A 23,812-nucleotide genomic window follows, 5' to 3' on the forward strand; every position below is an offset into this window, starting at 1 on the left:
CGGGGTTCCGGTGGTGCCGGACGTCAGCAGGATGATGTCGCTCTTGCGTTCGGCGGCCGCGGGCCGCTTGCCGAGGTTGGACTCGATGAGCCGATCGAGCGTCACACCGTCGGCGGCTTCGTCGGTCCAGGCGAGAATGCGCGTGGCGGCGGGTTTGTCGGCCATGGCCCGTTCGACGATCTCGGAGAACTCCTCGTCGTAGATGACGACGTCGGCGCCTTCGCGATCGACCACCTCGGCAAGCGGCCCGCGGCCGCCGAACGCAAGAGCGACATCATCCTGCTGACGTCCGGCACCACCGGAACCCCGAAGGGCGCCAAACGCGGCGAAGGCAGCGGCGGCGCAGGTGATCTCAAGGCGGTGCTCGACCGAACGCCCTGGCGCACCGAGGAGGCGACCGTCATCGTCGCACCGATGTTTCACGCGTGGGGGTTCTCGCAGCTGTTGTTCGCCGCGCTGTTGGCCTGCACCATCGTCACGCGCCGCAAGTTCGACCCCGAGGCGACGCTGGAGTTGGTGGACCGGCACAAGGCGACGGGCCTCTGCGTGGTGCCGGTGATGTTCGACCGGATCATGGACCTCCCCGACGACGTCCTCAACCGCTACAGCGGCAAGTCGCTGCGCTTCGCGACCGCATCGGGTTCGCGGATGCGCCCCGATGTGGTCATCAAGTTCATGGACCGCTTCGGCGACGTGATCTACAACAACTACAACGCGACCGAGGCGGGGATGATCGCCACCGCCACTCCGACCGACCTGCGGGCGGCGCCGGATACGGCCGGAACGCCCGCCGACGGCACCGAGATCCGTATCTACGACGCGGATTTCAACGAACTCCCAACCGGTGAGACCGGACAGATCTTCGTCCGCAGCGGCACGTTGTTCGACGGGTACACCTCCGGGAAGACGAAGGACTTCCACGACGGGTTCATGGCTTCGGGAGACGTCGGCTATCTGGACGAAGCCGGGCGGTTGTTCGTGGTCGGCCGTGACGACGAGATGATCGTCTCGGGTGGAGAGAACGTCTATCCGATCGAGGTCGAGAAGACGTTGGCTCGCCACTCCGACGTCAAGGAAGCGGTGGTGCTGGGCGTCGACGACGAGCAGTACGGGCAGCGTCTCGTCGCCTTCGTCGTGCTGAACGACGGCGGGAGCGCCACGCCCGACGACCTCAAACAACACGTCCGCGACAACCTCGCCAATTACAAGGTCCCGCGGCAGATCACCGTCCTCGACGAGTTGCCGCGCGGCAGCACAGGCAAGGTGGTGCGCAAGGATCTGCTCGGTCTGGTCGACTAACGGGCGGCGGTCGCCGGGCCCATCGCGGTGCTGACCACCGACAGCGCGGGAAGCCCTGCTGCGGACCGTATTTCGTCGAGTCCGTGCACCATCGCGTCGGTGGCTTCGTGGATGTCGTGGAAGGTCCGGTCGTCGGACAGGATCGAGATGTCGACCTGGTCGACGTAGCTCCACACCGTCATGTTGAATGCGCTGCCTGCCGAGAGCACACCGATCGAGTAGATCTCGCTCACCGGTGCGCCGCCGATGTGGCCGCGACGGCGTGGTCCCGGCACGCTCGACACCGCGACGTTCATCAACGGGTTGTGCTTGGCGCGTTGGCTCTGCCATCGCAGCAGCGGCGGTGTCAGCGGGGGAGGGAGGTATTCCATCAGCTGGCCCTGCAGCTTGGGGCCGAGGAGTTCGTAGTTCTCCTTGGCCTGTGTGGTCGCCAGCGAGGTCAACCGGACCCGTTCGAGCGGGTCGTCGATGTGTACGGGCAGCGAAACCGACAGGCCGCCGATCTCGTTGCCGGTGATCCGATCCGGTGACAGGTCCGTGCTCACCGGGACCGACGCCATCAACGGGCGGTCCGCGCGCCCGTCGTAGCGCAGCAGGAGTTCGCGCAGCCCGCCCGCCGCGGTGGCCAGCACGATGTCGTTGAACGTCACCCCGACGTGTTTGGCCGTCTCCTTGACCTCGGCCAGCGACAGCGATGCCGTGGCGAACGTGCGCCCCGGCGAGACGACGTGGTTGAGGAAGGTCGACGGGGTGCGGAACATCTTCGCCAGGTCCGGATGAGCCGCGCGCTGTTTGGCGTGACGCCGCAGCTTGGTGAAACCCCGAACCGCATCACGCGTCAGCCCCGGCAAGGCGGCGACGTTCGCGGCGTGGTCACGCATGGCGGCCTTCACCAGTTCGGACCGGTTCGGCGGCTGACAGGTGGCGTACTCCTCGCGCTCGTCGTTCGTGCCGTCGGCGAGATCCATCAGCCGCGCAAGCAGATTCGCCGACGCCACACCGTCGGCCAGGGTGTGGTGCACCTTGCCGATCAGCGCGAAGCGGTCGTCGGCCATCCCCTCCGCGAAGTGGAACTCCCACAGCGGACGGCTGCGGTCGAGCGGGGTGCTGGCAATCCGACCGATGACCTCGTCGAGCTCACGCCGCCCGCCCGGGCTCGGCACGGGGACACGGCGCAGGTGGTAGTCGAGGTCGACCGGGCAGTCCTCGAGCCACATCGGGTGATGCAACTTCCCGGGAATGTCCACGAGCCGGTACCGCAACGGATCGAGCAGGTGCAGCCGCCGCGCTATTGTCCGCCGGAAGTGGTCGAAGGTGAACTCGCCGTCGAAGTCGGCCGCGTTGATGATCGCGACCTTCAGCGTGTGCGTGTGGAGGTTGGGCGTCTCGCTGTACAGCAGCATGGCGTCCATACCGTTGAGTCGCTTCACATCCCCACCCCTGCGGACCGTCGGTGTCCAAGGGCTCCATCGAACCACTCGGACGACCATGATCGGGGGGTTTCGGTCAGCAGGAACGCAGCGCACGGTCCCTGACTATTGTTAGGTGGCCGAACGATTGGAGTGTCGATGAGGGCCATCGTGTGTCGGGAGTACTGCCAGCCCGAGGATCTCGTGCTCGACGAACTTCCCGACCCGGCACCGCAACCCGGTCAGGTCGTCATCAGGGTGCGCGCCGCCGCGGTGAACTATCCGGACGTGTTGCTGATCGGCGGCAACTATCAGGTCAAGGTGCCGCCGCCGTTCAGCCCCGGCAGCGAGATGGCAGGGGATGTCATCGCAGTGGGTGACGGCGTCGACGTCCGTGTCGGTGCTCGGGTGACGGCGACGACGTTCGTCGGCGCTTTTGCCGAGCAGGCGGTGGTCGACGCGCGGTCTGTGTCGCCGATCCCGGACGGGGTCGACTACGCCGAGGCCGCCGCGTTCGGCGTCACGTATCGGACCGCGTACTACACGCTGCGGACGGTCGCTCCGGTGCAGACGGGTGACTGGGTGGTCGTGCTCGGTGCCGCCGGCGGTGTCGGCCTCGCCGCGGTCGACATCGCGACGCTCCTCGGGGGCAGGGTGTTGGCCGTCGCATCCGGACAGGAGAAACTCGAGCTGTGTCGCGAGCGCGGCGCTGAGGCGGTTGTCGACTACGATCGCGAAGATCTGCGGGCCCGTCTCAAGGAGATCACCGGTGAGGGCGGCGCCCAGATCGTCGTCGACCCGGTCGGTGGGCCGTACTCCCTGCCCGCTTTGCGCGGCCTCGGCCGGCACGGGACCTTCGTCACGCTCGGTTACGCGGCCGGCGAGATTCCAGCGGTTCCGCTGAATCTGGTTCTGCTCAAGGGCATTACCGTTCGCGGTATGGAGATTCGGACCTTCGCGTCCGACTATCCGGATGAGGTCCTACGCGACGACGAGGAGCTGAACGCGCTGTTCGCCGAGGGCAAGCTCCGTCCGTACATCGGCGCCCGCTTTCCGCTCGACGAGGCCGCGATCGCGCTGCGTCACGTCGCCGAGCGCAAGGCGCAGGGCAAGGTCATCATCGAGATCTAGAGCGTGCGGAAAAGACCGCCGTCGACCAGGATTTGAGCGCCGTTGATGTAACCGGCCGCGTCGCTGGCCAAGAACACACACAGGCCGACCATGTCCTCGGGCATCCCGATGCGCTTCATCGGGTTCATCGCCGCGGCCGCTGCCTGCGCCTCGGGCCCCCATGACTTCGAGATGTCGGTGTCGAACGCGCCCGGCATGACGAGGTTGGCCCGGACCTTGGGAGCCCACGCTCCGGCCAAGGCCAGGGTGAGTGCGTTGAGCCCGGCCTTCGCCATGGCGTAGGGGAGGTCGGCCGTGTCCGGTCGCAGCGTCCCCGCAGTGGTGACGTTGATGATCGACCCGCCGTCGGCGTCGGCCATCCGGGTTCCGAAAAGCGTTGCGAGACGGAAGGGTCCGCGGGCGTTGACCGCGTGCACCTTGTCGTAGAGCTCCTGTGTGACCGACGTGAGATCGTCGTACACCGGCGACATGCCGGCGTTGTTGATCAGCACGTCACATCGTCCGAACGTGTCGTAAACGATGTCCACGAGCATTTCGGCGTCGTCCCACCGTCCGACGTGGCATCCGACGGGCAGAGCGCGGCGGCCGGTGCTGCGCTCGATCTCGGTGGCGGCCGACTGACAGTTCTCGAGCTTTCGGCTGGCGATCACCACGTCGGCGCCGGCCTCGGCGAAGCCTTGGGCGACTGCCCGCCCGATACCCCGGCTGCCGCCGGTGACGACGACGACCTTGCCGCTCATGTCGAGCAGTTCCGCGAGATGGGTCACCGATTTCCCATACGGGCCGACGTTTACGGGTTAGTCCAGCGCGGCCAGTGCGGCGCGAGTGTCCAGGTCGATGAACGCCGCCGAATACCGTTGGGCCAACGCCAAACAGATGTCGGCGCCCTGCCAGGCGTCACCGCCGGAGAGGGTGGCCATCCAGATGGCCAGACCGTGTGCGACCGACGCGCGGTAGCGCAGCCACACCTCCTCGGCCGACGGGAGTTCGGCGGCGGGCAGGGTGAGCGCGTTCCGGTATTCGTCGAGCAGGTCCCGCTCGGCCCGCCTGCGGTCCTCGATCGTCAACGCACCCTGCAGGAAGTAGCCGAGATCGAGCGACCAGTTGCCGCGTCGGGCCATCTGCCAGTCGAGGAACCCGACATCGTCGTGGGGCAGCACGTAGGTGTTGCCGATGTGCGGATCGCCGTGCAGCAGCGTCTGCGATGAGGTCGTCAGCGTGCCGATGTAGCGGGCCCAGATGTCGACGAAAAGGTCTGTGCCGTTGAGCCCGAGGATCTCGGAGGAGACCGTGTTGCCCAGTCGCTCGCGGGCGATGTCCAGCGGGGCGTACTCGAGGCCTTCGAAGGCGACAAACGGCTCGAGCCAGCTCAGCGCCTGGTTCGTGCTCAGCCGCTCACCCCAGAACTGGCTGTGCATTCGCGCCAGCCCGCGAACTCCGTTGGCGACCTGCGAGACCGTCATCGGCCGGGTGGAGTCGCGGGGGTCCGCGCCGCGCGCGACGACGTCTTCCATGATCATCACGAAGTTCGAGCCGGGCTCATCGATGAGCGCGGCGTAAACGGTCGGATGGTCCAGCGGCAGCGACACTCCCGAGCTGAAGAGCCGGGGTTCGTGGAACAGCCCGCTGGTGAGCGCCACGAGTTCGGCGTGGTCGGGGTCGACGGCCTTGGCGAACACCGTCGCCGGCCCGGAGCCCGTCGAGTAGGTCAGCGCCAGGCGCGCCCGGCGGTTGGTGCCGTCGTCGCGCAGCGCGACCGTGACGGCCTCGACGGTGGCGCCCGGGAAGTGATTCCCGAGCGCCGCCGTCATCCAGCTCGGCGTGATCTCGTCCCAGCTGCGCGGAAGCGACAGCTCGGCAGCGGTCATCTACGGGCTCCGACTATTTCAGGCAGCTGCCGCCGTCGACCGGCAGCGTCACGCCGGTGATGTAACGGCTCTCGTCGGAGGCCAGGAACAGCACCGCGTTCGCGATGTCCTCGGGCTCCACCCAGCCGATCGGTAGAGTGTGCATCAGCTGGGCGACGACCTTCATGTCGTCGGGACCCGGGTTCTCGAGGTCGGGACGGAACAGCTTCATCGTCCCCTCGTTCATGTACAGCGGCGTGTTGACGTTGGTCGGATGCACGGAGTTGACGCGGATGTTCTGCGCGCCCAGTTCGACCGCGAACGTCCGCATCAGGCCGACCACACCGTGTTTCGCTGCGACGTAGTGGCCCGTGTGCGGGTAGGCCTTCAGGCCGCCGACCGAGCTGGTGAGGATGATGGAGCCGCCGCGGCCGCCGGCCAGGATGTGGGGGACACCGGCCTTGACGGTCTTCCAGACGCCACCGAGGTTGACGTCGATCATGTCGGTCCAATCGCCCTCGCTGGTCTTGTCCAGCGTGGCGCCGCCGTTACCGATCCCGGCATTGGCGACGATGATGTCGAGCCTGCCGAGCTGCTCGACACCGGCGTCGACGGCCGACTTGAGCGCATCGAAGTCGCGGACATCGACCTCGGCGGTGTAAATGCGCCGGTTGAGGCCCTTCACCAGATCTGCGGTCTCTGCAAGGTCTTCCGGGGTCGACAGCGGGATCTGCACGCTGTCGATCTGCCTGCAGATGTCGACGGCGATGATGTCGGCGCCTTCCTGGGCCAGCCGCACGGCATGGGCGCGGCCCTGGCCGCGGGCGGCGCCGGTGATGAAAGCGACCTTGCCTTCGACACGTCCGGTCATCGGGTACCTCAATTCGTTGTGGTTACAGGGGTTTCGGTGTTATTTCGGGTTGATGAAGGTGGGCATGGACTCCCAGCCGCGGACGGCGGTGGTCTGCGACGGGCGGGCGTTGGGCCAGTCGACCCCCCACGTCGGGAATCTCTTGAGGATTTCCTCGAGCGCGATCCGGCCCTCCAGGCGCGCCAGCGCATTGCCCATGCAGAAGTGGGTCCCGGCGCCGAACGTCATGTGGGAGTGCAGTTCTCGATGGATGTCGAAGACGTCGCCATTCGGCGGGAAGCGGCGATGGTCGCGGTTGGCCGCACCAACCAGCATCAGCATCGCCGATCCCGCGGGGACCGTCTGGCCGTAGTACTCAACGTCGCGGGTCACGTATCGGGCGATCTGCAGCGCCGGCGGCTCCCAGCGCAGGATCTCCTCGATCGTCTGGGGGATGAGGCTTGGGTCCGCGGCCAGTTCCGCGCGCTGCTCGGGGTAATCGGCGAGTGTCTTTCCCGCCCAACCGATCAAGCGGGTGGTGGTTTCGCTGCCCGCGGTGGCGATGACCGTGAGGTACATCAGCAGTTCCTCCCGGCGCAGTCTGCGACGGGTGCCTGTCTCATCCTCGAACTCGGCGTTCAGCAGGTCGGTCATGATGTCGTCGGAGGGATGCTCGGTGCGGTAGTCGATGAACTCAGCGAACACCTCACCGGTGGCCATCAGGTCAACCGAATCGCTTTGCAATGTCGCCTCGCCGTGCTCGGTGACGCGGCGTTGGTCGGCTTCCGGAATGCCCAAGAGCATTCCGATGACCCTCATCGGCATCTGTGCGCCGAGATCGTTGACGAAGTCGAACTTCTCGGCGCCGACCAACGGGTCCAGACAGCGACACGTGAACTCGCGGATCTGGGGTTCGAGCGCCTGCACCTTGCGCGGGGTGAACACTCGCGAGAGCAGATTGCGGTGGATGTTGTGGATCGGCGGATCCTCGAAAATCAGTGTGCCCGGCGGGATCTCCATGCCCGATTTGATGACCTCGAGCAAGGCGCCGCGACCCGAGATGAAGGTCTGGTGGTCGATCACGGCCTTGTTGACATCTTCGAACCGGCTCAACGCATAGAAGTCGTGCTTGTCGTTGTAGTACAGCGGGGCCTCTTCGCGCAGACGCGCGAAGACCGCGTACGGGTTCATGTTGAGATCGACGCTGTAGGGGTCGTAGTACAGCTTCTCGTGCGTCGAATCGTGTACGTCGGGATTTTCGGCGCTGATCGTCACCGGATCGCCTCTCACCGGTCAGGTCGCATAAGACATGGGGCTGGCATTTGTCTCACAACTCTGGCATTCGCGATGAAGGGGTGTCAACAACGGATTCAAATCGGAACATTTAAGCTCTTCGCTCAGAAGAATATGATTCTCCGCAGGGTGCGTTGAACGATCGCCGGGGGTGCTTCAAGGAGGCGAGAATGTGATTCTCGCCTCGGATGTGAGAACGGAGTTCTCCGACTAGTCGGCGGCGAATCCGTGCGAGACGAAGTCCCAGACCTCGTCGGCGGTGATGGGGTGAGTCGTGCCGTCTTCGGCGCCGTTGGACTGGGCGACGAACATGACCGTCTGCATCGTCATCGCCGCCATCCGCTTCGGGTTGATGCCCTCCCGCAGCTGGCCCGCCTCGCCGGCCTCTTCCATCAACTCGGTCAGCAGTGCCAACAGCGGCGCGTGCGCGACCTTGACCTCGGCGGGGTGTGAGAGCAGCAGCCGGGGCGCGAAGTCGGTGAACAGCGGCCGTTTTGCCGTGGGGTCCGGGCGCGAGGATTCGAACAGCAGCTGCACGGCGACCTTGAGCCGTTCGATGGGCTCGTCGGCCGTGGTGGTGGCGGCGCGGATCTGGTCGGCCGACCGGCTCAAGGCGTCTTCGAACAGCGCCAGCAACAGCTCGTGCTTACCGTCAAATTGCAGGTAGAAGCTGCGCAGTGACTGCCGCGAGCGGTCGACGACCTCCTGGACGGTGAAGTCGGTGCTGCCCTTTTCGATGATGATGGCCTGCGCGGCATCGAGGAAGCGCTGCACGCGCTGCGCGGCCCGGAGCTTCGCGGTTTTGATGGAGCGTTCGACCGCGCGCTGCTTCCAGGCAGGCTCTTCGCTCGGGCTTGTCACCGGTGGCTCAGACGCTGGCCGGGCGGGGAGAACATGAACTGACTGTACCGGAGAACGTCTCGCCATTGCGGTCCTCGACCCCCTCGCGGCCAACGTGTCAGAGATTGTAACTTTCTCACGATGAGAATAGTATTCTCATTTTGGAGATAACAATAGTCCTACCAAAGATTTGATCCGGCGGGAGTTCCGTGCAGCTCACCTTCGATGCCGACGTCGAGGCGTTCCGCGCCGAGTTCGACGCCTTCCTCGACGAACATCTTCCCTCCGACACCGTCGCCCTCGAGCGGTCGCGTTCGAGCAGCGACGTGCCGGGTTGGGCTCGGGACTGGCAGCGGCTGATGTTCGACAACGGTTGGCTGCTGCCGGGCTATCCGCCGGAGTTCGGTGGACGCAACGCGACGATCCTGCAGCAGTACGTACATCAGGAGGAACTGGCGCGTCGGCGCGTGTACCTGACCTACAACCCGCAGGGCGTCGGCATCATCTCGGCCTCGCTGATCTCGTTCGGCACCCCCGAACAGCAGCGCCGCTGGGCGGTCCCGATCCTGCGGGCAGAGATCACCGCATCGCTTGGGATGAGCGAGCCGGGCGCCGGTTCCGATCTGGCTTCGCTGCGTACCACCGCGGTCCCCGACGGTGACCATTTCGTCGTCAACGGCCAGAAGGTGTGGACCCCGGGGGCACACGACGCGGATGTCCTGCTGACTTTTGTTCGCACCGATCCGAAAGCGCCTAAGCACAAGGGCATCAGCGTGCTAATGATCCCGACGGACCTGCCGGGGGTGGTGCGGCGGCCGTTCGCGTCACTCTGTGACGAAGACGACCTCGATTTCAACGAGGTCTTCTTCAACGACGTGCGGGTGCCAGCGGAGAACCTGGTCGGGCCGTTGAACGAGGGCTGGCGGGTCGCCAACGGTTCGCTCGGGCACGAACGAAACATGTTGTGGCTCAGCTATGCGGACCGCCTGCAAGAACTGGTCGAGGATTTCCGGCCCGCCTCCGCGCTCGATCGAGACCGGTACGCCCGCCTGGCGATGGACAATCAGGCGCTTCGCCTGCTCGGCTCGGTGGCACTGGCCCGCGCCGAGCGTGGCGACGAGGACGTTGCCGCGCTGTCGGTGCTCAAACTGTTCGGCTCGGAAGCGTCGCAGGCCGCCGCCGAGTACGCACTGGGCGCTGCGGGTGCCGACGCGCTGGACCATCCCACGTTCTCCGGGCCGTACAGCGCGCAGCATCTCGAGCTGTACCGGTGCGGGTGGTTCGAGCGCTATGTCCGCACGTTCGGCGGCACCATCGCCGGTGGCACTTCAGAGATCCAACGCAACATCATCGCCCAGCGATTGCTGGGACTGCCTCGAAACTAGAAGGACTGCAACATGTACATCGAGTACGAGGTCGCCGACCGCATCGCGACCATCACGCTGAACCGACCCGAGGCCGCCAACGCGCAGAACACCGAGTTGCTCGACGAGCTCGACGGCGCGTGGACCCGGGCGGCGGACGATCCCGAGGTGTCGGTGATCGTGTTGCGGGCCAACGGAAAGCACTTCTCGGCCGGCCACGATCTGCGGGGCGGGGGGCCGGTGCCGGATAAAATCACGCTGGACTTCATCATCCAGCACGAGGCGAAGCGCTATCTGGAGTACACGCTGCGCTGGCGCAATGTGCCCAAGCCGTCGATCGCAGCCGTCCAGGGGCGCTGCATCTCCGGCGGGTTGCTGCTGTGCTGGCCATGCGACCTCATCATCGCGGCCGACGATGCCCAGTTCTCCGACCCGGTGGTGCTGATGGGGATCGGCGGCGTCGAATACCACGGCCACACTTGGGAACTCGGGCCGCGCAAGGCCAAGGAGATCCTGTTCACCGGTCGCGCGATGACGGCCGACGAGGTGGCGGCCACTGGCATGGTGAACAAGGTGGTGCCTCGGGGCCAGCTCGATGCGGAGACCAGAGCGCTGGCCGAACAGATCGCGAAGATGCCGCCGTTCGCGCTACGGCAGGCCAAGCGTGCCGTCAACCAGACCCTCGACGTGCAGGGTTTCTACGCCGCCATTCAGTCGGTGTTCGACATCCACCAGACGGGCCACGGGAACGCGCTGAGCGTCGGCGGTTGGCCGGTGCTGGTGAACCTCGACGAGATGAAGGCCAGCATCAAGTAGCTCTTCCCCTTTCTGGCGCGAGCGTGCGTGTTTGCACACGACACGCCGCCACTTCTCGACAGTTTGGTCGCGCTCACGCGGCGCGAGCGTGACGAAGTTCTCGGTTTACCCTCGCCACGAAGTCCCAGCTCCGGTGCCGAACATCGTCGGCAACGATCGCGATGACGGTCCACCCAACGTCCTGCAGGGCCAGGCGGCGTCGACGGTCGTTACGCAGCGCTTCGGGTTCGGCATGCCAATCGACGCCGTCGTACTCCACCGCGACGCGAGCGTCGGGCCACGCGAAATCCAGGCGGCGTAGCTCACCGTTTCCGTCGACCAGCTCGTACTGCAGTTCGGGCATCGGTAGTCCACCGTCGATCATCGCCAAGCGCGCTTCACTTTCCATCGGCGATTCGGCGCGGGCGTCGGCGAGAGGAAGTAGGTCACGCACGGCTACGATGCCGCGCCGACCGGCTTGTTGGCTTGCCGCACGCCACAATTCGGCCCGGGTACAGGTTTCCGAGCGGAGCGCGGCGTCGAGTGTTGCCAACGCCCGCGGCCGTCGCAATGCGCGTGCCACTTCGATCGCGGTCCATGCCGGCGATGTCGCGAGCCGATCGGCGACACGCACCAGCGGCGCACCGTCTCGGCGATGTACCACCAATCCGTCGGCCGAGCGCAACTGATGGCCGCGCGGGTTGAGGACGTGAAGTCCGGCGGGTTGTTCGGTGTCGAAGCCGAAAAGTGCCGCGGCGGTGGCCAGGCATACCGGAACCGTCGTGCCGCACGACAGGTCGAGGCCGCGCAGCCTCAACTCGTCGGTCGGTTCACCGAGACAGTAGATGCCGTGCCAGAGGCGCTCGAGATCACTTGCCTTGAGGACCGCTTCAAGTGTGTAGCGGGGAACGAGCGCCAAGATCTGGCTGCTCGTCGCCAATCCACCTTGCCGGTCGAATAGCTGCCTGAGGGCTGGGTCCATGACGGCAAGCGTCGCGCCGACGCGTCAACACGTCGGGCGCCGAGAACACCATCTGTGGATGAAACTGGCTTTGTGCACAATCGGTGAGGCACGAGCGTGCACAAAGTGATGAAATTCCGCGGCGTGTCGTGTGCAAACACGCACGCTCGCGGAACGTCAGGACTACAGGTAGGCGAGCCGCGGGACCGAGCCTCGGGCGCGCAGGCCTGCGCCCGCTCTCTTGGTGAGTTCGCGTGAGCTGCCGAGCAATCCGTCGAGCAGGAGCGCTCGCTTGATGTGCCGATGCAGATCGTGTTCGGCGGTGAAGCCGATGCCGCCGAGAACTTGCTGGCAGTGCTTGGCCGCCGTCAATGCCGCCTTGCCCGCGGCGGCCTTGGCCAGCATCGCGGTCAGGTCCGCGCTTTCGGTACCCGGCAGGCCCAGCGTCGCCTCGGCACCCTCGATCGCCACCAGCGTCTCGGCCAACCGGTGCCGAATCGCTTGGAAAGACGCGATGGGCTTGCCGAACTGGACGCGATCGAGCGCATGCTGACGCGCCAGCGCCAGCATTGCCCTGGCCGACCCGACCAGCCACCAGCCCACCGCTCGGCGAGCCTCACCCATCCGCATCAGCTCGCCATCGGGTACCCGGCGCAGGGGCAGGCCGCCGAGCGTCGGCTCGCTGTTGGCCGCGCGTTCCCAGACCACCCAGCTGCCGCCGGTGTAGGGCATCGGCGGGGTCCCGCCTGGTAGGCCGCCAATCGTCTCCAACAGCACATCGTTGAGAACCGAGGCGTGCGAACCGGTTTCGCCGAGCAGGCGGAACACCAACGGGATCGCCTGATCGGGTGTGTCGGCCAGCATCTCGGCCCACCCGAGTTCGGCCAGCGCAGCGTCGAGCTCCGCGCCCGAGACCGACAGCATCGTCTTGCGCAGCGTGTCTTCGAGCATCGCCAGCGATTCGGCGTCCAAACCGGATTCCACTCCTCACTCCTTACCCAGATCGAGCAGGCGACGGGCGATGATATTGCGCTGCACCTCGGCGGTGCCGCCGTAGATGGTCGCGGCCCGCGAATACAGGTACTCGGTGCGCCAGGCGTTCTCCTCGAGCTCGATGCGGCCGGGCAGCAGATCGCGCACGGTGTCGTAGAGCCGCTGTTCGGCGCCCGCCAGCAGCACCTTGTCGATCGACGTGTCTGCACCCAGCTTCTGTCCCTCGCCCAGCCGATGCTGGGTGGCGCGAGAGCGGCAGCGCAACGTATGCAGCGCCAAGTACACCTCGCCCAGATCTGAATCCGACGCTGTGCCAAGACCTTTGACCTCGTTCACGAGCTCGTCGAACCGCGAGTACAGGTAGGCGATGCGTTGCCAGAAGCAGGTGGAGCGCTCGTAGGGGAGAAGATCCATCGCGACCTTCCACCCGTCGCCGGGGTTGCCCAGCATACGGTCCGCCGGCACCACGACGTCGTCGAAGTACACCTCACAGAATTCGTCGACATCATGCATGGTGCGCAATGGACGCACCGAGACACCCGGCGAATCGAGGTCGACAAAGAATGCGGTGATCGCTCCGTGGTTAGGCGTGTTGGCGTCACCGGTGCGGGTGAGCAGGATGCACCGTTTGGCGTACTGCGCGAAGCTGGTCCACACCTTCTGACCGTTCACGACCCAGTTGTCGCCCTGCGGCACGGCGCGAGTGGTCAACGACGCCAGGTCGCTACCCGAGCCGGGCTCGGAGAAACCCTGGCACCACGACTCCTGCCCGGACAACAGCCGCGGCACCATCTCCGCCGCCAGTTCTGGTCGTGCGTAGTCAATCATGGTTGGCGTCAGCACGTCGAGCATCGAATACGGCCCGGGATGGTCGAGTCCGCGCCCGACCACCTCCTCGCCGACGATGGCCCGCAGGATGTCCGGACCGCCGAGGCCGCCGGCCGATTCCGGCCAGCCGTAGCGCATCCAATCGGCGTCGTACAGCGCCTTGAGCACCCGCAGGTGCTGGGCCTGATGGGCGTCGAGTGAGTGGTCGTCGGGAGGGGTCAGGTCGTTGGTGTCGAGCCATTCCCGCAGCTTGGCGCGGAAGGTGGCGGGTTCGAATAGGTCGCTGCTCATCCAGCTTCGGGCCTTCCGATGGCGTGCGGACGGCCGGAGTCGTGGTCGCCGCTGCGCCGGATGAACGTCATGGCACGGGTTTTCAGCCGCCAGCCGTCGTCGGTGCGGACATAGGTGTCGCTGTAATAGCCGATCCGCATGTCGTGTTTGGAATGCTCGATGAAGCACAGCGGCTGCGTCCCCGTCGCCTTGTCCGGATCGTTCTCATCGAGGTGCACCAGCGACGTGCCGGTCATGAACAGGCCCTTCGGCGCGGCGTCGACGAGCTCGGGGAAGCGGTTCAGCGTGTAGGTGGAGCCGAACGCGCTGTACGTCCCGTCCGGGGTGAACACCGAGATCAGCCCCTCGATGTCGCCCTGGGTGATCGTGACGGCGTACTTGGCCAGCAGCTGCTGGATCTCGACCAGATCGTCAGTTCGAGTCATGTCGGAAGACCTTACCGCCCTTCATTACAAAGCTGACATCCCGTGTAACGCTGATATCGGCGAGCGGGTCACCAGGCACCGCGATGATGTCGGCGAGGTACCCCTCGGCGATGCGGCCCAGGTCGGGCTTGTCGATCAGATCCGCGGCGACGACGGTGGCCGCGCGCAACACGGCGGCGGCAGGCATGCCCCATTCCACCAGCGTGACCAACTCGTCGGCGTTCTTGCCGTGGGGGATAGCGGGGGCGTCGGTGCCGACCGCGATCTTCACCCCCGCCTCGTAGGCGGCCTTGATCGATGTGCGAGCTTTCGGGAACATCTCGGCGGCCTTGTCCTGCAACGCCTTCGGTGCCCTCGACACATCCATGGCTTCGGCCAGCCGGCGCGTGGTGACCAGCCACCGGTCGTTGTCGACCAGCATCTGGATTGCTTCGTCGTCCATCAGGAAGCCGTGCTCGATGCAGTCGATGCCGCACGCGACGGCGTGCTTCACGGCCTCGGCGCCGTGCGTGTGCGCGGCCACCTTCAGGCCGCGTCGGTGCGCCTCGTCGACGATGGCCCGCAGTTCCTCGTCTGAATAGTGTTGCGCGCCAGCCTCGCCGGTCAGCGACATCACGCCGCCGGAGACGCAGACCTTGATCAGCTGGGCGCCGTGCTTGATCTGGTAGCGCACCGCCTTGCGGATCTCGTCGATGCCGTTGGCGATGCCCTCTTCGACCGTCAGCTCCAGCGCGCCCGGCATGAAGGCCGCGAACATCGTCGGATCGAGGTGGCCCCCGGTCGGGGTGATCGCGTGACCGGCCGGAATGACCCGCGGACCGTCGATCCATCCGGCGTCGATCGCCTTGCCCAGCGCGACGTCGAGCAGGTAACCGCCGGTCTTGACGAACAACCCGAGATTACGCACGGTCGTGAAGCCGGCCCGCAATGTACGTCGGGCGTTACCCACCGCTCGCAGCACCCGGGTCGCGGGGTCGTCCTGAACCTGGGAAAGGCCGGGGTTTTCGCCCCGGCCGCCCATCAGGAGGTTGACCTCCATGTCCATCAACCCGGGCAACAGGATGGCGTCTCCGAGATCGATGACCTCACAGTCGCCTTCGGCCGCACCGCCGACGCCGACGATGCGCTCGCCGTCGATTCGGACGATGCCCGGCCGGACGATCTCACCGGCATCGACGTCGAGCAGACCCGCCGCTTTGAGGGTCAGCACTCCTAGACCACCGGCTCCCTGATACAGGTGATATAGGTTGCGCCGCTGTCGAGCACGCGCGGCTGCTTCCACACCTCGATCGGGAACGACACGTTGACCAGCGACTGCATCATGTGGATGAGAGCCTTTGCGTCCTCGGGCATCCCGTCCAGCGGGAAGCGGGCGTCGCAGTACTCCATGACGGCCTCGAGGCGCTCCATACCGGCGTCGTAGAACTCCTGCATCTCCTCCATCGTCGAGGACAGTCGCTTCTGGTAGCGCTCCTCTTCGGTGGGCAGGCACCAGTCGGTGAACCGCTCCAGATCGGCGAACTCTTCCGGCAACTTAGGCATTGATCGCGTCCTTCTCGCTCGCGCTGGCGGAGGTCTGGCCGTTGGTGAGGCCTTTTTCCTTCTTGTAGGCGTTCACGTGATCCCACGCGGTCTTGTGCAGGTGACGCAGCAGGACCTCCTGGTCACACAGCGGGAATTCCTTGACCACACGGGTGTTGATCATCGTTTGGGTGGCCTCGAGGGTGTTGGCGTCTTGGAACGCGTACTCCTTGAAGGTCACGGCCGCGAGTTCGTGGGCGAGCCGCTCGCGGGTGTTGGTGGCGGGCACGAAGTACAGAGTGCACTCGAAGATGTGCTTGTCCACGTCGGTCGGCCAGTAGTGGTACGTCAGATACCAGCCCGGCGCCCACAGCAGAAGGGTGAAGTTCGGGAAGAACTCGAAGGAGTCCTGACCCCATGCGTGGTGCCGGGACGGGTTGACCGCCGGCGGCAGCTCCTCTGGCAGGATGCCCTTGATCTTGGGCCGGTCCCACGGTCCGAACAGCCCGCTGTGCAGGATGCGTTCGATGGGCTTGACCATGTTGATGTCCTTCGGCGGGCTCATGCCGCCCCACGAGGACACCATGGAATGCCTGCCCTTGATGTCGTAAGCCAGTGCCTCGAAGCCGTAGCTGGCCAGCTTCTCGGCCTCCTCCTTGACCGCCTGCTTCATGTGCAGGATCGGCGCGTGGTAGAACTCAACGAACGCGTCGATGAACAGCTTCCAGTTCGAGTTGACCTCGGCCCGATAGGAATACGTCTCGGTCATCTCGTGGAACGGGTAGCCCTCGAGGCCCTTCGCGAAGTCGCCCAGGTAGTCGATCAGCGGTTCGGCGTCGTCGTCGAAGTTGATGAAGATGAAGCCTTCCCACACCTCGCAGCGCACGGGCACCAACCCGTAGTCGGCCTTGTCGACATCGAAGAACTCGCCCTCCTGCTGGATGAACGTCAGATCACCCTTCAGGTTGTAGCGCCAGGCGTGGTACTTGCACGTGAATTGGCGGCACGTGCCCGAGACCTCTTCGCCGGGATAGTCGTTCCACACCAGCTTGTTTCCGCGATGGCGGCACATGTTGTGGAACGCACGCACCGTGTTGTCGCCGTCCTTGACGATGATCACCGACGTACCGGCACCCGCCGACGGCATCTCGCGAGTGAAGTAGCTGCCCTTCTTGGGAAGCCGCTCCACGCGTCCCACGTTGAGCCAGCACTTGCGGAAGATGGCCTGCTGCTCGAGCTTCCACTGCTCCGGGTCGATGGAGTCGGTGTAATCGACCGGTGCGGTGCCGAGTTCGGGCCAGTGCTCCGTCCAGCTACCCTCTTCTGGTTTCGGAAAAAATGCCACGGTGTCTTACCTCTCTGCGAGATTTTCGGAGTCTGGTTCCACGCCGAAAGTGTTGATGGCCATGGCCAGTGCGCCATAGCAGCCGATGGTGAAGACGAGGTCCATCAGCTGACGTTCCTCGAGGTGTTCGGACAAGGCGGCCCATGTTGCGTCGGAAACGTTGGCGTTGTCCTGTAGTTCGTCGACCGCCTGCAGCACGGCGCGGTCGAGCTCGTCTAGGGCCTCACCGCGTTGCAGGGCATCGATGACCTCGTCCGTCAGCCCCTCCTCGCGACCCATCTTGACGTGGTGGCGCCACTCGTATTCGCACTTGGTCAGGTGCGCCACGCGCAGGACCGCCAACTCGCGCAGCCGCGGCGACAGCGTCGATCCGTACAGCAGGTGGAAGTTGAACCGCAGAAAGGCGCGGGTCAGCTTCGGATGGCGGACCAACGTCGCCAGCAGGTTGCCCGCCAACTCGGGATTCCGCCGTTCGGGAGACATGCTCGACAGAGCTTGGTCGACGGCGTCGTCCCACTCTGCTGCGGGCAGCGGCGGCACGCGCAAGGCGCCTCCCTTCGGTGTGCTCTCGGTGGTGAGAATCAGGTTCTCATATTTCGCCAATAGATTTCCACCTTTCTCGCCGATGGTCAACGCCGGAGGTCATCGGCGGTGGTCAAAAGCGTGCCTCGTCGGACCTAATCGCCCTGACAGGAGGGCATAGGGTGGCTTTCGGACATTGATTCTCGTACGGTGAGAAGATAGTTTCCTCACATTGAGCAAGGTCCTGATAGCTAGCCTCGGGGGACGCGACGAAAGGAACGGGCATGAACAAGGACGACATGATCTTGATCAGTGTCGATGATCACATCGTCGAGCCGCCCGATATGTTCAAGAATCATCTGCCCAAGAAGTACATCGATGAGGCGCCGCGGTTGGTGCACAATCCGGATGGGTCGGATACCTGGCAGTTCCGTGACACGGTGATCCCGAATGTGGCGCTCAACGCGGTGGCGGGCCGGCCGAAGGAGGAGTACGGGCTGGAGCCGCAGGGTCTCGATGAGATCCGGCCCGGCTGTTGGCAGGTCGATGAGCGGGTCAAGGACATGAACGCCGGCGGCATCCTGGGCTCGATGTGTTTTCCGTCGTTTCCCGGTTTCGCCGGGCGGTTGTTCGCCACTGAGGATCAGGAGTTCTCCCTGGCGTTGGTGAAGGCCTACAACGATTGGCATGTCGAGGAGTGGTGCGGGGCCTATCCGGCGCGGTTCATTCCGATGACGTTGCCGGTGATCTGGGATCCGGTGGAGTGCGCCAAGGAGATCCGGCGCAACGCTGAGCGTGGTGTGCATTCGTTGACGTTCACCGAGAACCCGGCGGCGATGGGCTATCCGAGTTTTCACGATTTTGAGCATTGGAAGCCGATGTGGGATGCGTTGGTCGACACCGAGACGGTGCTCAACGTGCACATCGGGTCGTCGGGGCGGTTGGCGATCACGGCCCCGGATGCGCCGATGGATGTGATGATCACGTTGCAGCCGATGAACATCGTGCAGGCTGCGGCGGATCTGTTGTGGTCGCGCCCGATCAAGGAGTACCCGACGCTGCGGATCGCGCTGTCTGAGGGCGGTACGGGCTGGATTCCGTACTTTTTGGAGCGGGTGGACCGCACCTATGAGATGCATTCGACGTGGACGGGTCAGGACTTCGGGGGCAAGCTGCCCAGCGAGGTGTTTCGTGAGCACTTTTTGACCTGTTTCATCGCCGATCCGGTGGGGGTGGCCACCCGCAATGCGATCGGGATCGACAACATCTGCTGGGAGGCCGATTACCCGCACAGCGACTCGATGTGGCCCGGGGCTCCCGAGCAGCTCGACGAGGTGCTCAAGGCCAACAAAGTGCCCGATGACGAGATCAACAAGATGACCTTCCAGAACGCGATGCGCTGGTATCACTGGGACCCGTTCACCCACATCACCCGCGAACAGGCGACGGTGGGTGCGCTGCGCAAGGCCGCGGAGGGGCACGACGTCTCCATCCAAGCCCTCTCGAAGAAGGAGAAGACCGGCGCGTCGTTCGCCGACTTCGCGGCCAGTGCCAAGCAGGTGAGCGGCAACAAGGACTGAGACTGAGGAGTCTGCAAGTATCGGAAGGTCCGGCCGCAGGGCCGCGAGCAACGTCTTTTCAGTGCGCCGGTGCGGAAGTCACGTTCACGCGCCGGCGCACTTCGCTGCGAGACGACGACAAGAGGAGAACCACCGTGCCCGGCGGGATGAGTTTCGAACTGACCGAGGACCAGGAGCTGATCCGCAAGTCCGTTCGTGAGTTGGCGAGCAAGTTCGACGACCACTACTGGATGGAAAAAGATCTCGCACACGAGTTCCCGCGGGAGTTCTACGACGCGATCGCCAAGGGCGGCTGGCTTGGCATGACGATCCCCGAGGAGTACGGCGGGCACGGCCTCGGCATCACCGAGGCCACGCTGCTGCTCGAGGAGGTGTCGCGCTCCGGGGCCGCGATGAACGGCGCCAGCGCGATTCACCTGTCTATCTTCGGGATGCAACCCGTCGTCAAGCACGGCTCCGACGAGCTCAAAGCCGAGACGCTGCCACGCATCGTCAACGGCGACCTGCACGTGTGCTTCGGCGTCACCGAACCCGGTGCGGGACTGGACACCTCCCGCATCACCACGTTCGCCAAGCGCGAAGGCGACAAATACCGGATCAACGGCCGCAAGGTGTGGATCTCCAAGGCGCTGGAGTCGGAGAAGATCCTGCTGCTGACCAGGACCACACCTTTCGATGAGGTCACCAAGAAGACCGACGGGATGACGCTGTTCCTCACCGACCTCGACCGCGACCGCGTCGACATCCGGCCCATCAAGAAGATGGGGCGCAACGCCGTCAGCTCCAACGAGGTGTTCATCGACGACCTGATGGTGCCCGTCGAGCACCGGGTCGGCGAGGAGGGCAAGGGCTTCAAGTACATCCTTGACGGTCTCAACCCCGAGCGGATGCTGATCGCGGCCGAGGCGCTGGGCATCGGACGGGTGGCGCTGGAGAAGGCCGTCAAGTACGGCAACGAGCGCCACGTGTTCAACCGCCCCATCGGGATGAACCAGGGCCTGCAGTTCCCGCTCGCCGATTCCCTGGCCCGGCTCGATGCCGCCGAACTGGTGTTGCGCAAGGCCACGTGGCTTTACGACAACGGCAAACCCTGTGGGCGAGAGGCCAATACGGCGAAGTATCTGTGCGCCGACGCCGGATTCGGTGCTGCCGACCGGGCCCTGCAGCTGCACGGCGGTATGGGTTACTCGGAGGAGTACCACGTCTCCCGCTACTTCCGCGAGTCGCGGCTGATGAAGATCGCGCCGGTGAGCCAGGAGATGATCCTCAACTTCCTCGGCGAGCACGTCCTCGGACTGCCGCGCAGCTACTGACGGAGGAGCACTACCACTGATGGTCAACTATTTCGATCTATCCGGCCGTTCGGCGTTGGTGACCGGTGCCGCGGGTGGCATCGGCTCCGCAGTCGCACAGGCTCTCGCCGATGCGGGTGCCGCGGTGCTCGTCACCGACCTGGACAAGGACGGCGCCGCCGCTGTCGCTGAACGCATTTCGACCGGCGGCGGTCGGGCGGAGTCCGCCGCGTTGGACGTCTCGGATCGCGACTCGGCCGACGCCGCGGCCGCGCAGGCGGCCGCGCTCGCCGATGGTGCTCTGCACATCGTCATCAACAACGCGGGCGTGACCAAACCCGCGATGTTCGAGAAGACCACGCAGGAGGCGTTCCGGCTGCTCTTCGACATCCACGTGATGGGCGCCTTCAACGTCACTCAGGCCGCGCTCCCGCACATCCCCACCGACGGGACGGGCCGCATCGTCAACGTCACTTCGGCGGCGGGCCTGACGGGCACGCTGGGCCAGGTCAACTATTCGGCGGCCAAGGCGGGCATCATCGGGTTCACCAAATCCCTTGCTCGCGAATTGGCGACGAAGAAGATCATGGTGAACGCGCTGGCGCCGCTGGCCGCCACCCCCATGACGGAGACCATCCGCACCAACGAGAAGTTCGCGGCCAACATGATGAACCGCATCCCGATGAAGCGGTGGGCCGACCCCGAGGAGATCGCCGGGGCGTTCGTGTTCATGGCATCCGACGCCGCCTCCTACATCACCGGACAGGTGCTGCCGGTCGACGGCGGCATGGTGATGTGAGCGGCGCAGCACCACTGGACGGCGTCACCGTCGTCGCGATGGAGCAGGCCGTGGCCGCACCGATGTGCACCCGGGTGCTCGCCGACTTCGGCGCCCGGGTGATCAAGGTGGAGAACCCCAACGGTGGTGACTTCGCCCGCGACTACGACGACGTCGTCAACGGTCCCGGTGGCTTGGCCGCGCACTTCGTCTGGTGTAACCGCGGCAAGGAGTCGGTGACGCTGAACACCAAGGCGCCGGAGGGCATCGAACTGCTGCACCGCCTCCTCGACCGGGCGGACGCGTTCGTGTCCAACCTCGCGCCGGGTGCGACCGCGCGGATGGGCCTGAGTCCCGCGGACCTCGCCACACGGCATCCCAACGTGATCCCGGTCGAGATCGACGGCTACGGCCCCGGCGGACCGATCTCCCACAAACGCGCGTACGACCTTCTCGTCCAAGCCGAGGCGGGTTCGTGCGCGGTCACCGGCTACCCGGGCATGCCGGCCAAGCCCGGACCCGCGATGGCCGACTTCTCCACCGGCCTCTACGCCGCGATCTCGATCCTGGCGCTGCTGGTCGGGCGCGGCAGCGGCAACACCGCTACCGCGGGCCCGTCCGTCGCGCTGAGCCTGTTCGACGTGATGACCGATGTCATGGGATACCAGCTGACGTACACCCAGCATTCGGGCATCGACCAGGAACCGCTCGGCGTCGGCTCACCCGCCGTCGCACCCTACGGCGCCTTTCCGACGCGCGACGGCCAGACGGTGGTGCTCGGCACCACCAACGACCGGGAGTGGCAGCGGGTGGCCCGCGAGATCATCAACCGTCCCGACCTCGCCGACGATCCGCGCTTCGCCACCAACCCCGACCGTTGCTCCCACCGCGAGGTCCTCGAGGAGGCGATCGGATCCTGGTGTGCCCAGCACGATCTCGCCGAGATACAGAAGATCGCCGACGACGCCGGGATCGGTAACTCCCGCTACAACGTCCCCAGCGAGGTCGTCGTGCACCCTCATCTCACCGCCCGTGACCGCTGGCGCACCGTCGCCACGCCCAAGGGCGACATCCGCGCGCTGCGTCCGCCGCCGGTGATCAGCGGCTTCGAGCAGCCGATGGGCGCGGTGCCCGGGCTGGGTCAGCACACCGACGCCGTCCTCGGCGAATTGGGGCTCAACGCTGAGGATCTCGCGCGTCTGCGCGCCGAAAAAGTGATCGGACCCGCGTACTCGTGAGCGAGGACGTGCTGCTGACCTCCGAGCGCGACGGGGTGCGGACCCTGACGCTGAACCGACCCGACCGCAAGAACGCGATCAACGCGCAGCTGTGGGAGGAGCTCGCCGATTCCCTGCGGGCCGCCGCCCGCGACACCGATCTGCGCGCGGTGGTGATCACCGGGGCGGGTGGGGCGTTCTGCTCGGGCGCCGACATCGGCACACCCGAGGACATTCATCCGCGGCACAAGCTGCGTCGGCTCACCGACGTCGCTCTCGCTCTGCACGAGTTGTCCATACCCACCATCGCCAAGGTGACCGGTGTCGCTGTGGGGGCTGGCTGGAACCTCGCGCTCGGTTGCGATTTCGTGGTGGCGACGCCGGAAGCCCGGTTCTGTCAGATCTTCTCGAAGCGCGGTCTGTCGGTCGACCTCGGCGGCTCGTGGCTGCTGCCCAAACTGGTCGGCCTGCAACAAGCGAAACGACTGGTGCTGCTGGCCGACATGATCGACGCCGAGGAAGCGCGCTCGCTGGGGCTGGTCACGTGGGTGAGGCCCGCCGACGAGATCGACGGCTTCGTCACCGACCTCGCCGCCCGACTGGCGGCGGGACCGCCGGTGGCGCTCGCGCAGAGCAAGGCGCTGCTCAACGACGGGGCCAACGCGACGCTGCGCGAGGCGCTGGCCAACGAGGCACGTGCGCAACCCGGCAACTTCGCCACCGCGGACTCGACAGAGGCATATGCGGCGTTCGCGGCGAAGCGCGAAGCCGTATTTACTGGTCGATGGGCGGTACGGCCCGGATCGGAGAAGGACAATGCGTGAAACGGTGATCGTCGAGGCGGTGCGCACGCCGGTCGGCAAGCGCAACGGTGGACTGTCGGAGATGCACGCCGCCGATCTCTCGGCGATCGTGCTCAACGCGCTCGTGGAGCGGGCGGGCATCGACCCCGAGATCGTCGACGACGTGGTGTGGGGCTGCGTGTCTCAGGTCGGCGACCAGTCGAGCAACATCGGCCGCTACGCAGCGCTTGCCGCGGGCTGGCCGGAGACCATTCCCGGCACCACCGTCAACCGCGCCTGCGGGTCGAGCCAGCAGGCGCTGGATTTCGCGGTCCACGCGGTGATGTCGGGCCAGCAGGACGTCGTCGTCGCCGGCGGCGTGGAGGTGATGAGCCGGGTACCGCTCGGCTCGGCGCGGGCCACCGGAATGCCGTACGGCCCCAAAGTGC

General features: G+C 65.7%; 23 protein-coding genes and 2 pseudogenes. 10 read left to right on the forward strand and 15 right to left on the reverse strand.

What is annotated here, in order from left to right:
- Positions 1-234 (reverse strand): annotated as a pseudogene (locus A5698_RS10360) (acyl-CoA synthetase); the annotation flags it as partial.
- Between A5698_RS10360 and A5698_RS10365 the strand changes: the two are divergent.
- A pseudogene (locus A5698_RS10365) lies at positions 232-1,299 on the forward strand (AMP-binding protein); the annotation flags it as partial. The pseudogenes A5698_RS10360 and A5698_RS10365 overlap by 3 nt on opposite strands.
- Here the strand turns inward: A5698_RS10365 and A5698_RS10370 are convergent.
- Positions 1,296-2,729, reverse strand: a complete 1,434-nt coding sequence (locus A5698_RS10370) for a WS/DGAT/MGAT family O-acyltransferase (RefSeq protein ID WP_068296073.1) — start codon at positions 2,727-2,729, stop codon at positions 1,296-1,298. The pseudogene A5698_RS10365 and the gene A5698_RS10370 sit on opposite strands and share 4 nt — an antisense overlap.
- Before the next feature lie 138 nt (positions 2,730-2,867).
- Here A5698_RS10370 and A5698_RS10375 point away from each other — a divergent pair, with 138 nt between their 5' ends.
- A complete protein-coding gene (locus tag A5698_RS10375) occupies positions 2,868-3,839 on the forward strand; it encodes an NADPH:quinone oxidoreductase family protein (protein WP_068296120.1) in 972 nt (323 codons plus the stop codon).
- Here the strand turns inward: A5698_RS10375 and A5698_RS10380 are convergent.
- From A5698_RS10380 to A5698_RS10400, 5 genes are all read right to left on the reverse strand, one after another.
- Positions 3,836-4,579 (reverse strand): SDR family NAD(P)-dependent oxidoreductase, encoded by a 744-nt coding sequence (locus A5698_RS10380; protein WP_068296122.1) that lies wholly within the window; start codon positions 4,577-4,579, stop codon positions 3,836-3,838. The genes A5698_RS10375 and A5698_RS10380 overlap by 4 nt on opposite strands.
- A gap of 57 nt (positions 4,580-4,636) precedes the next feature.
- Positions 4,637-5,707, reverse strand: coding sequence for a phosphotransferase (locus tag A5698_RS10385; RefSeq protein WP_068296076.1), 1,071 nt, complete (start codon positions 5,705-5,707; stop codon positions 4,637-4,639).
- Between the two features lie 13 nt (positions 5,708-5,720).
- Positions 5,721-6,557, reverse strand: coding sequence for a mycofactocin-coupled SDR family oxidoreductase (locus tag A5698_RS10390; RefSeq protein ID WP_067290251.1), 837 nt, complete (start codon positions 6,555-6,557; stop codon positions 5,721-5,723).
- A 39-nt stretch (positions 6,558-6,596) separates the two neighbouring features.
- Entirely contained in the window at positions 6,597-7,727 is a 1,131-nt protein-coding gene (locus tag A5698_RS10395) for a cytochrome P450 (RefSeq protein WP_502688905.1), read from the reverse strand.
- Positions 7,728-8,039: 312 nt separating this feature from the next.
- Positions 8,040-8,756 (reverse strand): TetR/AcrR family transcriptional regulator, encoded by a 717-nt coding sequence (locus A5698_RS10400; RefSeq protein WP_082963830.1) that lies wholly within the window; start codon positions 8,754-8,756, stop codon positions 8,040-8,042.
- Between the two features lie 122 nt (positions 8,757-8,878).
- Between A5698_RS10400 and A5698_RS10405 the strand changes: the two genes are divergently transcribed.
- On the forward strand, positions 8,879-10,054 hold the full coding sequence (locus tag A5698_RS10405) for an acyl-CoA dehydrogenase family protein (RefSeq protein WP_068296082.1): 1,176 nt from the start codon (positions 8,879-8,881) through the stop codon (positions 10,052-10,054).
- 12 nt (positions 10,055-10,066) lie between these two features.
- Positions 10,067-10,849 carry an enoyl-CoA hydratase gene (locus tag A5698_RS10410; RefSeq protein WP_068296085.1) on the forward strand — a complete coding sequence of 261 codons (783 nt, stop codon included), beginning with the start codon at positions 10,067-10,069 and terminating at the stop codon, positions 10,847-10,849.
- Positions 10,850-10,922: 73 nt separating this feature from the next.
- On the opposite strand, the gene A5698_RS10415 is transcribed toward A5698_RS10410, so the two are convergent.
- From A5698_RS10415 to A5698_RS10450, 8 genes are all read right to left on the reverse strand, one after another.
- A complete protein-coding gene (locus A5698_RS10415) occupies positions 10,923-11,810 on the reverse strand; it encodes a type IV toxin-antitoxin system AbiEi family antitoxin (RefSeq protein WP_068296089.1) in 888 nt (295 codons plus the stop codon).
- 162 nt (positions 11,811-11,972) lie between these two features.
- Positions 11,973-12,740 carry an acyl-CoA dehydrogenase family protein gene (locus tag A5698_RS10420; RefSeq protein WP_068296125.1) on the reverse strand — a complete coding sequence of 256 codons (768 nt, stop codon included), beginning with the start codon at positions 12,738-12,740 and terminating at the stop codon, positions 11,973-11,975.
- A 36-nt stretch (positions 12,741-12,776) separates the two neighbouring features.
- Positions 12,777-13,901: an acyl-CoA dehydrogenase family protein gene (locus A5698_RS10425; protein WP_068296092.1), complete on the reverse strand. Its 1,125-nt coding sequence runs from the start codon at positions 13,899-13,901 to the stop codon at positions 12,777-12,779.
- Positions 13,898-14,326, reverse strand: a complete 429-nt coding sequence (locus A5698_RS10430) for a nuclear transport factor 2 family protein (protein ID WP_068296095.1) — start codon at positions 14,324-14,326, stop codon at positions 13,898-13,900. The genes A5698_RS10425 and A5698_RS10430 overlap by 4 nt, the downstream gene beginning before the upstream one ends.
- Positions 14,313-15,536, reverse strand: a complete 1,224-nt coding sequence (locus A5698_RS10435) for a metal-dependent hydrolase family protein (RefSeq protein WP_068296098.1) — start codon at positions 15,534-15,536, stop codon at positions 14,313-14,315. The genes A5698_RS10430 and A5698_RS10435 overlap by 14 nt, the downstream gene beginning before the upstream one ends.
- A 2-nt stretch (positions 15,537-15,538) precedes the next feature.
- A complete protein-coding gene (locus A5698_RS10440; RefSeq protein WP_064412958.1) occupies positions 15,539-15,868 on the reverse strand; it encodes a hypothetical protein in 330 nt (109 codons plus the stop codon).
- Positions 15,861-17,192, reverse strand: a complete 1,332-nt coding sequence (locus A5698_RS10445; protein WP_067084936.1) for an aromatic ring-hydroxylating oxygenase subunit alpha — start codon at positions 17,190-17,192, stop codon at positions 15,861-15,863. Before A5698_RS10445 ends, A5698_RS10440 begins: the two co-directional genes overlap by 8 nt.
- A 6-nt stretch (positions 17,193-17,198) precedes the next feature.
- Complete coding sequence (locus tag A5698_RS10450) at positions 17,199-17,738, reverse strand: carboxymuconolactone decarboxylase family protein (RefSeq protein WP_067290559.1); 540 nt, start codon at positions 17,736-17,738, stop codon at positions 17,199-17,201.
- Between the two features lie 260 nt (positions 17,739-17,998).
- Here A5698_RS10450 and A5698_RS10455 point away from each other — a divergent pair, with 260 nt between their 5' ends.
- The 6 genes from A5698_RS10455 to A5698_RS10480 all read left to right on the forward strand — a co-directional run.
- Positions 17,999-19,294, forward strand: a complete 1,296-nt coding sequence (locus tag A5698_RS10455; protein WP_068296101.1) for an amidohydrolase family protein — start codon at positions 17,999-18,001, stop codon at positions 19,292-19,294.
- Between the two features lie 146 nt (positions 19,295-19,440).
- The gene (locus tag A5698_RS10460; RefSeq protein ID WP_068296103.1) at positions 19,441-20,607 is read left to right on the forward strand and encodes an acyl-CoA dehydrogenase family protein; all 1,167 of its coding nucleotides are present in this window, start codon (positions 19,441-19,443) and stop codon (positions 20,605-20,607) included.
- A gap of 19 nt (positions 20,608-20,626) precedes the next feature.
- The gene (locus A5698_RS10465; protein ID WP_068296106.1) at positions 20,627-21,385 is read left to right on the forward strand and encodes an SDR family NAD(P)-dependent oxidoreductase; all 759 of its coding nucleotides are present in this window, start codon (positions 20,627-20,629) and stop codon (positions 21,383-21,385) included.
- Complete coding sequence (locus A5698_RS10470) at positions 21,382-22,602, forward strand: CaiB/BaiF CoA transferase family protein (RefSeq protein ID WP_084792369.1); 1,221 nt, start codon at positions 21,382-21,384, stop codon at positions 22,600-22,602. The genes A5698_RS10465 and A5698_RS10470 overlap by 4 nt, the downstream gene beginning before the upstream one ends.
- Positions 22,603-22,610: 8 nt before the next feature.
- A complete protein-coding gene (locus A5698_RS10475) occupies positions 22,611-23,405 on the forward strand; it encodes an enoyl-CoA hydratase/isomerase family protein (RefSeq protein WP_084792371.1) in 795 nt (264 codons plus the stop codon).
- On the forward strand, positions 23,398-23,812 hold a 415-nt coding region (locus tag A5698_RS10480), incomplete at its 3' end, for a thiolase family protein (RefSeq protein WP_286144444.1). The genes A5698_RS10475 and A5698_RS10480, both read left to right, overlap by 8 nt.

Origin of the sequence: Mycobacterium sp. E136 (assembly GCF_001666865.1) — a bacterium.
Taxonomy (GTDB): Bacteria; Actinomycetota; Actinomycetes; order Mycobacteriales; family Mycobacteriaceae; genus Mycobacterium.

Coding starts and splice junctions, on each gene's coding strand:
- A5698_RS10375 (WP_068296120.1), top strand. CDS start 2,868: ATGAGGGCCATCGTGTGTCGGGAGTACTGCCAGCCCGAGGATCTCGTG.
- A5698_RS10380 (WP_068296122.1), bottom strand. CDS start 4,579: ATGAGCGGCAAGGTCGTCGTCGTCACCGGCGGCAGCCGGGGTATCGGG.
- A5698_RS10385 (WP_068296076.1), bottom strand. CDS start 5,707: ATGACCGCTGCCGAGCTGTCGCTTCCGCGCAGCTGGGACGAGATCACG.
- A5698_RS10390 (WP_067290251.1), bottom strand. CDS start 6,557: ATGACCGGACGTGTCGAAGGCAAGGTCGCTTTCATCACCGGCGCCGCC.
- A5698_RS10395 (WP_502688905.1), bottom strand. CDS start 7,727: ATGAACCCGTACGCGGTCTTCGCGCGTCTGCGCGAAGAGGCCCCGCTG.
- A5698_RS10400 (WP_082963830.1), bottom strand. CDS start 8,756: ATGGCGAGACGTTCTCCGGTACAGTCAGTTCATGTTCTCCCCGCCCGG.
- A5698_RS10410 (WP_068296085.1), top strand. CDS start 10,067: ATGTACATCGAGTACGAGGTCGCCGACCGCATCGCGACCATCACGCTG.
- A5698_RS10415 (WP_068296089.1), bottom strand. CDS start 11,810: ATGGACCCAGCCCTCAGGCAGCTATTCGACCGGCAAGGTGGATTGGCG.
- A5698_RS10420 (WP_068296125.1), bottom strand. CDS start 12,740: ATGCTCGAAGACACGCTGCGCAAGACGATGCTGTCGGTCTCGGGCGCG.
- A5698_RS10425 (WP_068296092.1), bottom strand. CDS start 13,901: ATGAGCAGCGACCTATTCGAACCCGCCACCTTCCGCGCCAAGCTGCGG.
- A5698_RS10430 (WP_068296095.1), bottom strand. CDS start 14,326: ATGACTCGAACTGACGATCTGGTCGAGATCCAGCAGCTGCTGGCCAAG.
- A5698_RS10440 (WP_064412958.1), bottom strand. CDS start 15,868: ATGCCTAAGTTGCCGGAAGAGTTCGCCGATCTGGAGCGGTTCACCGAC.
- A5698_RS10455 (WP_068296101.1), top strand. CDS start 17,999: ATGAACAAGGACGACATGATCTTGATCAGTGTCGATGATCACATCGTC.
- A5698_RS10460 (WP_068296103.1), top strand. CDS start 19,441: ATGAGTTTCGAACTGACCGAGGACCAGGAGCTGATCCGCAAGTCCGTT.
- A5698_RS10465 (WP_068296106.1), top strand. CDS start 20,627: ATGGTCAACTATTTCGATCTATCCGGCCGTTCGGCGTTGGTGACCGGT.